This window comes from Microbacterium sp. CCNWLW134 (assembly GCF_037083565.1).
Classification (GTDB): Bacteria; Actinomycetota; Actinomycetes; order Actinomycetales; family Microbacteriaceae; genus Microbacterium.
Genome location: NZ_JBAOJU010000002.1, coordinates 374,287 through 388,424, shown reverse-complemented (window position 1 = coordinate 388,424; position 14,138 = coordinate 374,287). Strand labels below are relative to the sequence as shown.

The following is a 14,138-nucleotide window of genomic DNA, read 5'->3' as shown; positions in this document are numbered from 1 at the left end:
CCGGCCCTATGCTCGGAGCCATGCGCGCGACGACGATCACCCTCACCGGCGCCGGAGGGCAGATCGGCTACGCCCTGCTCTTCCGCATCGCCGCCGGCGACATGCTCGGTCCCGATCGTCCCGTGCGACTCCGGCTGCTGGAGATCCCCGCCGGCCTCCGCGCCGCCGAGGGCGCAGCGCTGGAACTGCAGGACTGCGCCTTCCCCCTCCTGGCCGGAGTCGAGATCTCGGATGACCCGCGCACCGCCTTCGACGGCTGCGAGATCGCCCTGCTCGTCGGCGCCCGCCCCCGCGGGCCGGGCATGGAGCGCGCCGACCTGCTCGCTGCCAACGCGGGGATCTTCGGCCCGCAGGGCGCGGCCCTCAACGATGTCGCCGACGACGCCGTCCGCGTCGTGACGGTGGGGAACCCCGCCAACACCAATGCCCTCATCGCACAGTCGTCGGCCCCCGACATCCCTCCCGAGCGCTTCACCGCCCTCACCCGCCTCGATCACAACCGCGCCGTCGGCCAGCTCGCCGGCGCTCTCGAGGTCAACCCGCGCGACATCGACGGGGTCATCGTGTGGGGCAACCATTCGGCCACGCAGTATCCCGATGTCTCGCATGCCACGGTCGCCGGCCGTCCCGTCATCGACGCCCTCGCCGAGCACCGGGGCGGGGTGGACGCCGCGATCGCCTGGCTCGACGAGGAGTTCGTCCCCCGGGTGGCGCGCCGGGGCGCCGAGATCATCGAGGTGCGCGGCTCGTCGTCGATCGCCTCGGCCGCTCACGCCACGATCGAGCACGTGCGCAGCGATGTGCTCGGCGGTTTCCGCACATCGGCAGCCGTCGTCTCCCACGGCGAGTACGGCGTGCCCGAGGGGCTCATCTGCTCCTTCCCCGTCACCTCCGACGGTTCGGGCTATCGGGTCGTCGCCGATCTGGGCGTCGACGACCGGTCGCGCACGCTCATCGACGCCTCGGTCGACGAGCTCGTCGCCGAGCGCGACGCCGTGCGGAGCCTGGGCATCCTGCCGTGATCGAGGTCATCGTCATCGCCACGGTGACGGTGCTGGTCATCGCCGGCGCGACCGCGCTCGGTCCGCGCCTGCGGCTCGCCGGGCCTCTGCTGCTCGTGCTCCTCGGGCTCGGTGTCAGCCTGCTGCCGTTCGTGCCGGCGTTCGAACTCGACCCCGAGGTCATCCTCATCGGGGTGCTGCCTCCCCTGCTGTATTCGGCGGCGGTCTCGCTTCCGGCCATCGAATTCCGCCGCGACGTGCGGCCGATCTCGGGGCTCGCCGTGCTGCTCGTGGTCGTGAGCGCCGTCGCGCTCGGGTTCTTCTTCCACGCCGTCGTTCCGGGGCTCGATCTGTATCTGGCGATCGCGCTGGGGGCCATCCTCAGCCCCACCGACGCGGTGGCGACCTCCATCGCGAAGCGGCTCGGCATCTCCCGTCGCGTCACCACCTGGCTCGACGGCGAGAGCCTCCTCAACGACGCCACCTCGCTCGTGATCCTGCGCACCATGGTCGCCGCGGCGGTGACCGGCTCCATCCCCGAGGGCGGGATCGTCGGGGCGTTCCTGTGGGGCGTGGTCGTCGCGATCGTCGTCGGCTCGATCATCGGCTACGTCAACCTGCGGGTACGCGCGCTCGTGCGCAACCCCGCCGCGAACACCGCGATCGGGTTCGTGGTGCCGTTCGTGGCGTACCTTCCCACCGAGGCGCTCGGCGGCTCGGGCCTCGTCGCCGCCGTCGTCGCGGGCATCGTCACCGGGCAGGGCGCCGCCCGCCGGTTCACCCCCGAGCAGCGCCTGTCCGACGAGCTGAACTGGCGCACGGTCGAGCTCGTCCTCGAGGGTGCGGTGTTCCTGGTGATGGGGCTCGAACTGAAGGACCTGTGGGACTCGGTGGCCGGCGACGGTGCCGGTGGTCTCGAGCGGGCGGTCTTCCTCGCGGCGACGGCGCTGCTGATCATCCTCGCTGCGCGCGCGGTGTTCGTCTCCCTCCTCGTGTGGGGCGAGTCGCGCCGCGCGCGACGCGCGGCCCTCCACCTCCCGCGGGTGCGCACCTGGCCCGACAGGGTGCCCGAACGCGCCCGTCCACGGGTGCTCCGTTTCATCGAAGACCTCGAGTACCACCGCACCACCCCGCTCGGGTGGCGGCACGGCACCGTCATGGTGTGGGCCGGCATGCGCGGCGTCGTCACCCTCGCGGCGGCGCAGACCCTTCCGGCCGAGACGCCGTCGCGCGATCTGCTCGTCTTCGTCGCCTTCCTCGTCGCCGTCGGCAGCCTCCTGCTGCAGGGCTCGACGCTCCCGTGGGTCGTGCGCATCCTCGGCCTCGACGGCGAAGGCGACGAGACCGTCGGTCGCGAGGAGCGGCTGCGGCTGGATGAGGAGCTCCGGGAAGCCGCGGCCGCGGCCCTCGCCGATGAGAACCTCTCCCGACGAGACGGCGAGAGCTTCTCGCCGGAGCTCATCGCCCGCCTCGGCGACCGCTACACGAGACCGCCCGATGACGACACCACCGCGCTCGTGCGCGACTCGCTCGAGCTGCGCCTCGTGCTCACCCGCGCGATGCGGCGGCGGCTCACCGAGCTGTCGTCGGGCGGGGCGTACAGCACCGCGGTGCTCCGACACACGCTCGCCGAGCTCGACGCCGATGAGCTGAGCCTGGAACTCCGCCTCGACGGCGAGGACTGAGAGGGGTCGAAAGGTCGCGACACCCGTCATCCCGGGAGAGAATGGATGCCATGAGTGCGGGATTCGGCGAGGCGATGGAGACCAGCCCCGTCCCGGTGCCCCACGATGCAGCCGACTGCCCGAAGTGCTTCACCGAACTGCAGCGCGATCGCGATTGGTGGGCCGCCCGCCCGTCGGGTGCGCGGCTGGTCGGACTCGTCATCGCCCGCGACGACATGCCGTCGGTGGTCGAGCAGCGTGATCTGCTCACCCGCTTCGGGGTGCCCATCGAGGGATTCCGTCATCCCTCGCCGGAGACCCTCGAGAGCTGGGAGGAGCGGTTGGTGCGCCTGTTCGGCACGCTCCGCCACGGCGACGTGCTCGTCGTGGCGAACGTCCACGCGCTGGGACGCGACATCGAGGAGGAGACGCGCACCGTCGCCGCCCTCCGCCGCCGCGGCGTGGTCGTGAAGGTGCTCAGCCACGGCGCCCGGCACCTCTACGACGCCGGCCGGTGAGCCGTGGGGAATCGTTCGGGAGCCCGCGCGGTTTCCTCTGTCGTGGCCAGCTCTGAAACATCACGAAACGCGATGACGGCGAACGATCTGTCGCGGGCTAGCCTGCCGCCCATGACTCGTTCCGCCGCCGGCACCCACCCCGCGTCGTTCCCGACCGCCTCGCTCAGCGCTGAGGAGTTCAAGACCGTCTTCCGCGGACACCCCGGCGGCGTGGCCGTCATCACCGCCGACGCCGGCGACGGACCTGTCGCGCTGACCGCGACCTCGGTGTCGTCCGTGAGCGCGGAGCCGCCGCTGCTGATCTTCTCGCTCTCGGCCATCTCGTCGGCTGCCCCCACGATCGCCGCCGCCGACACGGTGGTCGTGCACTTTCTCGACGCGCACGACCTCGAGCTCGCCAAGCTCGCTGCCACCAGTGGCATCGACCGCTTCGCCGACACGTCGCTGTGGGCGCGGCTTCCCACGGGCGAGCCGGTCTTCCCCGGTGCGCGGGCGTGGCTGCGCTGCGCGATCATCAATCGGATGGATGCCGGTGCCTCGACCGTCATCGCCGCGCAGGCGCTGCAGCACCAGATCACCCGCGATGTCGAACCGGGCGAGCCCGCCGACGCGCTGGTCTACCACAACCGCAGCTGGCACCGCCTCGGCGAGCACTCGCAGCTCGGCTGAGACGCGGGCGGCGCGGCGCGGCGCCCCCGCGCGCAACCCGCACCCCACCCCGCACCCACCCCGACCCGTCAGAAAACGCTGCCGCGCCGCATCCCCAGCCGCACTTTCTGACGGATCGCGCGAGGCGCGTGAGAGCGGCGCCCGCCCGCGCAGCCCACACCCACCCCGACCCGTCAAAAAACGCTGCCACGCCGCATCCCCAGCCGCACTTTCTGACCGGTCGCGCGAGGCGCGTGAGCGCGGCGCCCCCGCGCGCAGCCCGCACCACCCCGCACCCACCCCGCCACCCCGACCCGTCAAAAACGCTGCCACGCCGCATCCCCAGCCGCACTTCCTGACCGGTCGCGCGAGGCGCGTGAGCGCGGCGCCCTCGCGCGATCCGCACCCCACGACGCACCCACCCCGACCCGTCAAAAAACGCTGCCACGCTGAATCCCCAGCCGCACTTTCTGACGGGTCGCGGGAGGCGCGTGAGAGCGGCGCCCGCCCGCGCAGCCCGCACCACCCCGCACCCACCCCGCCACCCCGACCCGCCAGAAAACGCTGCCACGCCGCATCCCCAGCCGCACTTTCTGACGGGTCGCGGGAGGCGCGTGAGCGCGGCGCCCCCGCGCGACCCGGCGGTCAGCCGCCGACGTAGGTGCGCAGATGCCGCGCGGTGAGCGTGTCGGCCGTCGCCACGAGGTCGGCCGGTGTGCCCTCGAAGACGATGCGCCCACCGTCGTGGCCGGCGCCGGGACCCAGGTCGATGATCCAGTCGGCGTGCGCCATCACGGCCTGGTGGTGCTCGATGACGATGACGCTGTTGCCGGCGTCGACGAGCCGGTCGAGCAGGCGCAGGAGGTTGTCGACGTCGGCGAGGTGAAGCCCCGTCGTGGGTTCGTCGAGCACGTAGATCGCGCCCTTCTTGGCCATCGAGATCGCCAGCTTCAAGCGCTGCCGCTCACCGCCCGACAGCGTGTTGAGCGCCTGCCCGAGGGTGATGTACCCGAGGCCGACGTCGATGAGCCGTGCGAGCGTGGTGTGCGCCGGGCCGGTCGGGAAGAACTCCGCCGCCTCGGCCGCCGACATCGCCAGCACCTCGGCGATGTTCTTGCCGTTCAGGAGGTACTCGCGCACCTCGGCGCTGAAGCCGGTTCCCTCGCACACCTCGCAGAGCGTCTCGACGCTCTGGGTGTAGCCGAGTGTGGTGATGATGACGCCGAGACCCTTGCAGACCGGGCATGCGCCCGCCGAGTTCGCGCTGAACAGCGACGCCTTGACGCCGTTGGCCTTCGCGAACGCGGTGCGGACGGTGTCGAGGATTCCGGTATAGGTCGCCGGGCTCGAACGGCGCGAACCCTTGATCGGCGACTGGTCGACGACGACCACGTCGTCGAAGGACGGCACGTTCCCGTGGATGAGCGAGGACTTCCCCGACCCCGCCACACCCGTGACGACGGTGAGGATGCCCAGCGGGATGTCGACGTCGACCCCGGTGAGGTTGTGCTGTGTCGCTCCGCGGATCTCGAGCGCTCCGCGCGCGCCGCGGGGCGCAGCCTTGAGCGACGCGCGATGGTCGAGATGCCGGCCGGTGAGGGTCTGCGAGGCGCGCAGCCCCGCCACATCCCCGGTGTACTGGATCTCGCCACCCGCGCGGCCCGCACCGGGTCCGAGGTCGACGATGTGGTCGGCGATCTGGATGACCTCGGGCTTGTGCTCGACGACCAGCACGGTGTTGCCCTTGTCTCGCAGACGCTGGAGCAGGTCGTTCATCCGCTGGATGTCGTGCGGGTGAAGACCCGCCGTCGGCTCGTCGAAGACGTAGGTGATGTCGGTGAGAGATGACCCGAGGTGACGCACCATCTTGGTGCGCTGCGCCTCACCCCCCGACAGCGTGCCCGACGATCGATCGAGCGAGAGGTAGCCGAGGCCCACCTCGACGAAGGTCGCGGTGAGGTGCTTCAACCCCGACATGAGCGGCCCGACCTCGCGGTCGTCGACGGTGTCGAGCCACGCGGCCAGGTCGGAGATCTGCATCGCCGCGACATCCGCGATCGAGATCCCGTCGATGAGGGATGCCCGCGCCGCCTCGTTCAGGCGCGACCCGCCGCACTCGGGGCACGCCGTGAACATCACGGCTCGGTCGACGAAGGCCCGGACGTGGGGCTGCAGCGCATCCCGGTCCTTCTGGAGGAACGACTTCGTGACCTTCGGGACGAGTCCCTCGTAGGTCATGTTGATGCCGGTGACCTTGATCTTCGTCGGCTCCTTGTACAGCAACGCGTGGAGCTCGTCGTCGGAGTAGTCGCGGATCTTCTTGCCGGGGTCGACGAAGCCCGACTCGGTGAAGATGCGCACCATCCACCCGTCGACGCTGTACCCCGGGATGGTCAGCGCGCCTTCGGCGAGCGACTTGTCGCGGTCGAAGAGCTGCTCGAGGTTGATGTCACTCACCTCGCCGAGTCCCTCGCAGCGCGGGCACCAGCCCTGCGGCAGGTTGAAGCTGTAGTGGAAGCTCGCGCCCGCGCTGGGCTGCCCGAGCCTGCTGAAGAGGATGCGCAGCATCGCCTGGGCGTCGGTGGCGGTGCCGACCGTCGATCGCGAGTTCGCGCCCATGCGCTCCTGATCGACGACGATCGAGGCGCTGACATTCTCGAGCGCGTCGACCTCGGGGCGGCTGAGCTGCTCCATGAACTGCTGCACGAAGGTCGGGTAGGTCTCGTTGATGAGGCGCTGCGACTCGTTCGCGATCGTGCCGAACACCAGCGACGACTTGCCCGATCCGCTGACGCCGGTGAAGACGGTGAGGCGCCGCTTGGGGATGTCGACGGTGACGTCCTTGAGGTTGTTCTCGCGGGCGCCGACGACACGGATGAGTCCGTGCGAATCGGCGATGTGAGCGGATGCAGCGGTCATGCGTTTCCCGTCTGTCGAGGCGCCTAGACGATACAGCGTGCCAAGGACTGCGGACAGGGGGTGTCCGCAGTGGGTGTCACACGGGCGGTGATTCCGCCGCGCGCCAGCATCCCTCGAGGTGATCGTCGACCATGCCCGACGACTGCATCAGCGCGTACATCGTCGTCGAGCCGACGAAGCGGAAGCCGCGCTTCTTGAGGTCGCGGCTGAGCGCATCCGACTCGCGGGTCGTCGCCGGCAGATCGGCGAACGACCGCGGGCGCGGCCGGCCCGCGGCATCCGGAGCGTACGCCCACATCAGGGCATCGAGCGCGCCGTCGGGCATCTCGGCGACGATCCGCGCGTTGCCGATCGTGGCGAGGATCTTCGCGCGATTGCGGATGATCCCCGCATCGCCCATCAGCCGCTCGACATCGTCGTCGCCGAACCCGGCGACGACGATGGGGTCGAATCCGTCGAAGGCGTCGCGGAATGCCGGGCGCTTGCGGAGGATCGTGATCCACGAGAGTCCGGCCTGAAAGCCCTCGAGGCTCATCTTCTCGAAGAGCGGCCGGTCGCCGTGCAGCGGTCGGCCCCATTCCTCGTCGTGGTAGCGCCGATACTCGGGGTCGTCGCCGACCCACCCGCAGCGATCGCGTCCGTCGGGCCCCGTGACCACACTCATGCGGTCAGTATGCCCCGCACCGGCGACACCGGCCGCGCGCTACTTCTTCTGCAGCGTCTTGCCCTTCTGCAGCGACTTCTCCGAGATCGGCTCGTTGCCGGCGGCGGCTCGGGCGCGGTAGTACTCCCGGGCCTCCTCCTGGCGCACGCGCTCCTCACCCGAGGCGATGGGGGCGCGCACATGCTCGGGCGCGAGCCCGTAGGCGTCGACGAGATCCTGGGCGTGGGGCCGCAGCCGCGCGCAGAGCCGGTCGATGTAGCGCGACACCGCGGCGGCGCGCTGGGTCGAGAGACGCCCGTTGATGAGGTACCACGCGAGGTTCTTCTCGATGAGGTGAAGACCGAACAGATCGCGCAGCCAGGTGAGCACCTGGCGGGTGCCGGGGTCGGTCACGGCCTTGACCCCGTCGGAGAAGGCCTCCCACTGCAGCAGCTCGCCGTGCGCGCGGGCCGCTTCGATGAGCTCGGCCTGGTGACGATTGAACAGCGCCGCCGCCTCGGCCTTGTCGAGCTTGGAGGCGGGGCGGAGCGCCGCGGCGAGATCGGCGACCATCTGCTCGACGCGTCCCGACAGGATCTCGTGCTGCTGCTCGGCGCGGAGTCCGAGTTCCACCGAGCGCGCGGTGGAGCCGAAGTCGGCGACGGCCTGCCCGAGCTGGCGGAGCCCCGCACCGTGGAACACCTTGCCCGCCGTCTGGGCTGCCGCGAACCGGGCGAGCGCCGCGGCATCCTTGCCCTTGAACTGCTTGGCGTAGTCCGAGAGCAGGCGCTTGCCGACCAGCTGGAGGAGCACGTTGTTGTCACCCTCGAAGGTGACGTACACGTCGAGGTCGTGGCGCAGCCCCGTCATCCGGTTCTCGGCCAGGAATCCCTGACCGCCGCACGCCTCGCGGCTCTCCTGGATCGTGTTCAGCGCGTTCCAGGTCGACAGCGGCTTCAGCGCCGCGGCGAGGGTCTCGAGGTCCTCGCGCTCCTCAGGGGTGTCGGCGCGGCCCGAGAAGACCCCGTCGAACTTGCGCAGCAGTTCGTCGTGGGCGAAGAACTGGGCGTAGTTCTGGGCGACGAGCGGCAGCAGCCGCCGCTGGTGCTTGCCGTAGTCGAGCAGCATGACCTCGTCGCTGCCGGCTCCCGAGTCGAACTGACGGCGCTGGTTGCCGTAGGTGACGGCGATGTAGAGAGCCAGAGCGGATGCCGTCGTGACGGCCCCGTCGAGAGAGACGCGTCCCTGCACGAGGGCGCCGAGCATCGTGAAGAAGCGACGCCCGGGGCTGTCGATGGGGCTCGAGTACGAGCCGTCGGGCGCGACGTCGCCGTAGCGGTTGAGAAGGTTCTCGCGCGGGACGCGCACCTGGTCGAAGTGCAGCCGGCCGTTGTCGATGCCGTTCAGGCCGCCCTTGGGGCCGTCGTCCTCGCCGCCGATGCCGGGGAGGAAGGCGCCCTCGTCATCGCGGATCGGCACGAAGAAGCAGTGCACGCCGTAGTTGACGCCGCCGGTGATCAGCTGCGCGAAGACCGTCGCGGCCTTGCCGTGCAGGGCCGCGTTGCCGAGGTAGTCCTTCCACGCCGCACGGAACGGCGTGTGGATGACGAACTCCTCGGTGTCGGGGTCGTAGGTCGCGGTGGTGCCGATGGCGGCGACGTCGGACCCGTGCCCGGTCTCGGTCATGGCGAACGCCCCGGGGAGCTCCATCGACATGACAGGACGGAGCCACCTGTCCCAGTGCTTCTTGGTGCCCAGCTGGTAGATCGCCGAGGCGAAGAGCCCCCACTGCACACCCGACTTGATCTGAAGGCTCGGGTCGGCGAGCACGAGCTCCTCGAAACCGGCGAGGTTGGCGCCGTTGTCGTCGCCGCCGCCGTACTCGGCGGGGAACGCGCGGCGCCCGCCGCCGTTGTCGGCGAGGAGGTGCAGCTGCGTGAGGGTGCGCTCACGGTGCTCGGCGACCGTCAGGTCGTTGACCTGCCAGAACGCGGAGTCCTTGATCAGCTCGCGCGCCTCGCGGCGGGTGTCGGCCCACGTGCCGAGCAGCAGGTTCGTGACGGCATCGATGTCGATGCGGGCCTCGGATGCCTCGGCCGCCGTGTGGGCGGCGGTCGGCGCTCCGCCGGCGGGCGTGCGGGAGTCGGATGCGGGGGTTTCAGGACGAACGGCGGCGTCGGCCATTTCTCACCTCTCCAGAAGGAGTCGAAGGAAGTCACCTAAACCGTAGGTGTCCCACAACGTGCTACCAAGTGCGTTGTGCTTTAGGCACAAGGGTGCCCGGCCACGTCGCCGGGGGCGGTTGTGCCCAAGCGACATCCGGCCCCGCAGGGGACCCCGGCGGGCGCCCCGCAGGGGATCCCGGGGGCGAGGTCAGAAGAGCCCGACGATCCGCCCGTCGTCGGTGACGTCGATGGTGTTCGCGGCGGGCACGGCGGGCAGGCCCGGCATCGTCATGATGTCGCCGCAGATCATCACGACGAAGCGGGCGCCGGCGGCCAGGCGCACCTCGCGGATGTCGACGACGTGACCGGTCGGCGCCCCGCGCAGGCGCGGGTCGGTCGAGAACGAGTACTGCGTCTTGGCCACACAGACGGGATACCCGCCGTACCCCTCCTCCTGGAGGCGACGGATCTGCGCGCGCACGGCGCTGGAGGCGGTGACATCGGATGCGCCGTAGATGCGCGTGGCGATGGCCCGCATCTTGTCCCACAGGGTCGCGTCATCGGGATAGGTGAGCGCCGGCTCCGACGGTTCTTCGCAAAGGCGCACGACCTCGCGGGCGAGCTCCTCTGCGCCTCGACCGCCCTCGGCGAAGTGCCGGGCGACGACGGCGGTGACCCCGGCGGCTGCCGCCTCCTCCTGGAGCGCGGCGACCTCGGCATCGGTGTCTTCGGCCCGGTGGTTGATCGCCACGACCACGGGAAGACCGAGCACACCGTGCACGATCTCGATGTGGCGCCGCAGGTTGACCGCGCCGCGGCGGAGCGCCGCGACATCTTCCGTGGCGAGGTCTGCGACCTCGACACCGCCGTGGTACTTCATCGCCCGCACCGTGGCGACGATGACGGCAGCCGAGGGACGCAGCCCCGTGGAGCGGCAGAGGATGTCGACGAACTTCTCGGCGCCGAGGTCGGATCCGAATCCCGCCTCGGTCACGACGTAGTCGGCCAGGTGCAGCGCCGTGTCGGTCGCGAGGTACGAGTTGCAGCCGTGCGCGATGTTCGCGAACGGACCACCGTGGACGAACGCCGGGGTGTGCTCGAGCGTCTGGACGAGGTTGGGCGCCAGCGCATCGCGCAGCAGCGCCGCCATGGCACCGTGCGCGTCGAGGTCACGGGCGCGCACCGGCTGCCGCTCGCGCGTGTGGCCGATCACGATCTCGCCCAGCCGCGCCTTCAGGTCGGCGAGGTCGGTGGCGAGGCAGAAAATAGCCATCACCTCGCTCGCCACGACGATGTCGAACCCGCTCTCACGCGGATAGCCGTTGCCCGGGCCGCCGAGGCCCGCGACCACGTCGCGCAGGGCGCGGTCGTTCACATCGAGCACCCGCCGCCACGTGACCCGGCGGACGTCGATGCCGAGGGCGTTGCCGTGATGGATGTGGTTGTCGATGAGGGCCGCGAGGAGGTTCGTCGCCACACCGATCGCGGCGAAGTCGCCGGTGAAGTGCAGGTTGATGTCTTCCATCGGCACCACCTGCGCGTACCCGCCCCCCGCCGCGCCGCCCTTCATCCCGAACACCGGACCGAGCGCCGGCTCGCGCAGGCAGATGGCAGCACGCGCCCCGACCCGGTTCAGCGCGTCGCCGAGGCCGACCGTCGTCGTGGTCTTCCCCTCGCCCGCCGGCGTCGGGGAGACCGCGGTCACCAGGACGAGGTGGCCGCGCGGGCGATCCCGGATGCTGCGGGCGAACTCCAGCGACACCTTGGCCTTGTGCCGCCCGTAGGGTTCGAGGGCCTCGGCGGGGATGCCGAGCCTGTCGGCGATCACCCCGATGGGTTCGAGCTGCGCCGCCTGGGCGATGTCGATGTTGCTCATTGCGGGGCCAGACCTCCCGGGCCTCATCGCCCGATGCCGTGAGGGGCCTCATCGCCCCTCACAGGAGCCTAGAGGACGCGGGTTCAGCCGGCCCGGACCACATCGAGGACGGCCTCGCCGTACGCCTCGCGTTTCTTCGCCCCGATTCCGGGGATGCCTTCGAGGTCGGCCGCGCTCTCGGGGCGGCGTTCGGCGAGCGCGCGCAGTGTCGCGTCGCCGAACACGATGTACGCGGGCACACCCTGCTCGCGTGCGACGCCCGCGCGCCAGGCGCGCAGCGCCTCGAACAGCGGCTTGTCGCCGTCATCCAGCGTCTCGCTCGCCGCGGCTTTGCGAACGCGACCACCGCCGCCCGACCGCCCGAGCACGTCACGGCGGAGCGGCACCGCGCTGTCGCCGCGCAGCACGTCGGGCGCCGCGTCGCCGAGAGCGAGAGTGCCGTACTCGCCGCGGGCGACGAGGATGCCGCGGGCGAGGAGCTGCCGGATGACGCTGCGCCAGTCCTGCTCGCTCAGGTCGTCGCCGATGCCGAAGGTGGCCAGCTGATCGTGCCGCTGCTGACGCACTCGCTCGGTGCTGTTGCCGCGGAGGATGTCGATGAGCTGTCCGGCGCCGAACGACTGGTTGCGCTCGCGCTGCAGCCGCACGATCGTGGACAGCAGCTTCTGCGCGGCGACGGTGCCCTCCCACGTCTCGGGAGGCTCGAGGCAGGTGTCGCAGTTGCCGCAGGGGTCGGAGGGCTGGCCGAAGTAGGCGAGGAGGTTCTGCCGGCGGCATCCGACCGTCTCGCACAGCGCCAGCATCGCGTCCAGGTGCTGACCCAGGCGGGTCTTGAACACGCGGTCACCTGGGGAGGCGTCGATCAGGCGACGCTGCTGGACCACGTCGCCCAGCCCGTAGGCCATCCACGCGATGCTCGGCTCGCCATCGCGCCCGGCGCGCCCGGTCTCCTGGTAGTAGCCCTCGACCGACTTGGGCAGGTCGATGTGCGCGACGAACCGCACGTCGGGCTTGTCGATCCCCATCCCGAACGCGATGGTGGCCACCATCACCACCCCGTCGTCGCGGAGGAACCGCGCCTGGTGAGCGGCGCGCATCTCGGCCGGGAGCCCGGCGTGGTACGGCAGCGCGTCGATGCGCTGCGCCCGGAGGTACTCGGCGGTCTGCTCGACGGTCTTGCGGCTGAGGGCGTAGACGATGCCCGCCGACCCCTCGGGCTGGGCGCGGATGAACGAGACCAGCTGCTTGCGCGGCTCGACCTTCGGCTCGATGCGGTACTGGATGTTGGGACGGTCGAAGCTCGCGACGAAGTGGCGGGCGTCGGGCAGGCGGAGCCGCTCGGTGAGCTCGCGATGGGTCTCGCGGGTGGCGGTGGCGGTCAGGGCCAGCCGTGGAACGCCGGGGAATCGCTCGGCGAGATCGCCGAGGGCGAGGTAATCGGGCCGGAAGTCGTGCCCCCACTGCGACACGCAGTGGGCCTCGTCGACGGCGATCACGCTCAGCCGGCCGCGCTGGAGGAGCGCGGTGGTCGCCGGGTGGGAGAGCCGCTCGGGCGCGACGTAGAGGAGGTCGATCTCGCCGGCGAGGTAGGCGCGCTCGGTGGCGGCGCGTTCGGGCTGGGACTGCGTGGAATTGAGGTAGGCCGCACGCACGCCGTTGGCGACGAGCGCATCGACCTGGTCGTGCATGAGGGCGATGAGGGGGGAGATCACCAGGCCGGTGCCCGGCCGCACGAGAGCGGGCACCTGATAGGTGACGCTCTTTCCGGCGCCGGTCGGCATGAGCACCACCGCGTCACCGCCGGCGATGACGTGCTCGACCACCGCGGCCTGGTCGCCGCGGAACGCGTCGTAGCCGTAGACCTCTTTCAGAACCGCCCGCGGGTCGCCGCCGGTGAAGTCGCGGCGCGCGACACTCGGCGCGGCGGCCGGGGCTGCCGGCGCGTCATCCGGGGGCTGCCAGACGTCTTCCGGCGGGTACCACTCGTCGTCGGGCGGCGGCAGGTCGGGTGAGACGAGATCGAAGGGGGGCGCCTCGTCGAGGGGGTATCGGTCCGCGTGCGCCACGGCGGCCATGCTACGCGGTGACGCCGACACCGGCTTCGGTCTGTCAACACCACCGCTCGGCGACGGCCGTGACGACGGTGTGCGTGCGGTTGGTCGCGATGCCCAGCAGCTTCGTCGCGGCGAGCGGATCGACCTCGCCGCTCTGGTAGCCGTCGCCGAGCAGGGCGTGGGCCGCGCGCCCGCGGACGACCATCCTGCCCACATCCCCGGAGGTCGCCTCGACGGCCGCCGCCTGCGCCGAGGACAGCTCGTCCTTCAGCAGGGAGACATAGTGGCGCGCGAGGCCCGGATGCGCGGCGGCGAGTTCTGCGACATCGGCCGCGATCGACCGGAACTCGGTCTGCGTGAAGACGATCGTCGGCACGTCGAATCCACGATCGGCGGCGAAGGCCGCCTCCAGCGTCGATTCGATGCGTGCGCGAGAGCGCATCGGCGTGGTGAAACGGACGTTGCCGGTGTTGATGTAGGTCGCGACGCCTTCGAACCCGAGGCTCTCCACGACCCGGCGGATGTCGTCTTTCGGGAAGACGCGCTTCGGGCCGAGATTGACGGCACGGAGGAAGGCGAGAAAGGTCGGCACGCTCCCGTTGTACCGGATCGAAGGTCGGAATCGTCGGGCTCGAGGTGACGCGTGTGAG

The 14,138-nt window shown here is 70.9% G+C and carries 10 protein-coding genes; 4 read left to right on the top strand and 6 right to left on the bottom strand.

Going from position 1 to position 14,138, the window contains the following annotated elements:
* Positions 1 to 20 precede the first annotated feature (20 nt).
* The 4 genes from V6S02_RS12400 to V6S02_RS12385 all read left to right on the top strand — a co-directional run bounded on the left by V6S02_RS12400 (position 21) and on the right by V6S02_RS12385 (position 3,852).
* Positions 21 to 1,022: a malate dehydrogenase gene (locus tag V6S02_RS12400; RefSeq protein ID WP_124292168.1), complete on the top strand. Its 1,002-nt coding sequence runs from the start codon at positions 21 to 23 to the stop codon at positions 1,020 to 1,022.
* Positions 1,019 to 2,686, top strand: a complete 1,668-nt coding sequence (locus V6S02_RS12395; protein WP_336401099.1) for a cation:proton antiporter — start codon at positions 1,019 to 1,021, stop codon at positions 2,684 to 2,686. Before V6S02_RS12400 ends, V6S02_RS12395 begins: the two co-directional genes overlap by 4 nt.
* A 50-nt stretch (positions 2,687 to 2,736) precedes the next feature.
* Positions 2,737 to 3,183, top strand: coding sequence for a recombinase family protein (locus V6S02_RS12390; RefSeq protein ID WP_240638745.1), 447 nt, complete (start codon positions 2,737 to 2,739; stop codon positions 3,181 to 3,183).
* Positions 3,184 to 3,294: 111 nt separating this feature from the next.
* A complete protein-coding gene (locus V6S02_RS12385; RefSeq protein ID WP_336401098.1) occupies positions 3,295 to 3,852 on the top strand; it encodes a flavin reductase family protein in 558 nt (185 codons plus the stop codon).
* A 624-nt stretch (positions 3,853 to 4,476) separates the two neighbouring features.
* Here V6S02_RS12385 and V6S02_RS12380 read toward each other — a convergent pair.
* The 6 genes from V6S02_RS12380 to V6S02_RS12355 form a co-directional block, all read right to left on the bottom strand.
* Positions 4,477 to 6,750: an excinuclease ABC subunit UvrA gene (locus V6S02_RS12380; RefSeq protein ID WP_336401097.1), complete on the bottom strand. Its 2,274-nt coding sequence runs from the start codon at positions 6,748 to 6,750 to the stop codon at positions 4,477 to 4,479.
* A 76-nt stretch (positions 6,751 to 6,826) separates the two neighbouring features.
* Positions 6,827 to 7,414: a DNA-3-methyladenine glycosylase I gene (locus V6S02_RS12375; protein WP_124292164.1), complete on the bottom strand. Its 588-nt coding sequence runs from the start codon at positions 7,412 to 7,414 to the stop codon at positions 6,827 to 6,829.
* A gap of 39 nt (positions 7,415 to 7,453) precedes the next feature.
* Positions 7,454 to 9,577, bottom strand: a complete 2,124-nt coding sequence (locus tag V6S02_RS12370) for an acyl-CoA dehydrogenase family protein (RefSeq protein ID WP_336401096.1) — start codon at positions 9,575 to 9,577, stop codon at positions 7,454 to 7,456.
* A gap of 189 nt (positions 9,578 to 9,766) precedes the next feature.
* The gene (locus tag V6S02_RS12365; protein ID WP_336401095.1) at positions 9,767 to 11,434 is read right to left on the bottom strand and encodes a formate--tetrahydrofolate ligase; all 1,668 of its coding nucleotides are present in this window, start codon (positions 11,432 to 11,434) and stop codon (positions 9,767 to 9,769) included.
* 83 nt (positions 11,435 to 11,517) lie between these two features.
* The gene (recQ, locus tag V6S02_RS12360) at positions 11,518 to 13,509 is read right to left on the bottom strand and encodes a DNA helicase RecQ (RefSeq protein ID WP_442927929.1); all 1,992 of its coding nucleotides are present in this window, start codon (positions 13,507 to 13,509) and stop codon (positions 11,518 to 11,520) included.
* Between the two features lie 34 nt (positions 13,510 to 13,543).
* Positions 13,544 to 14,080, bottom strand: a complete 537-nt coding sequence (locus V6S02_RS12355; protein WP_336401093.1) for a DUF1697 domain-containing protein — start codon at positions 14,078 to 14,080, stop codon at positions 13,544 to 13,546.
* Positions 14,081 to 14,138 lie beyond the last annotated feature (58 nt).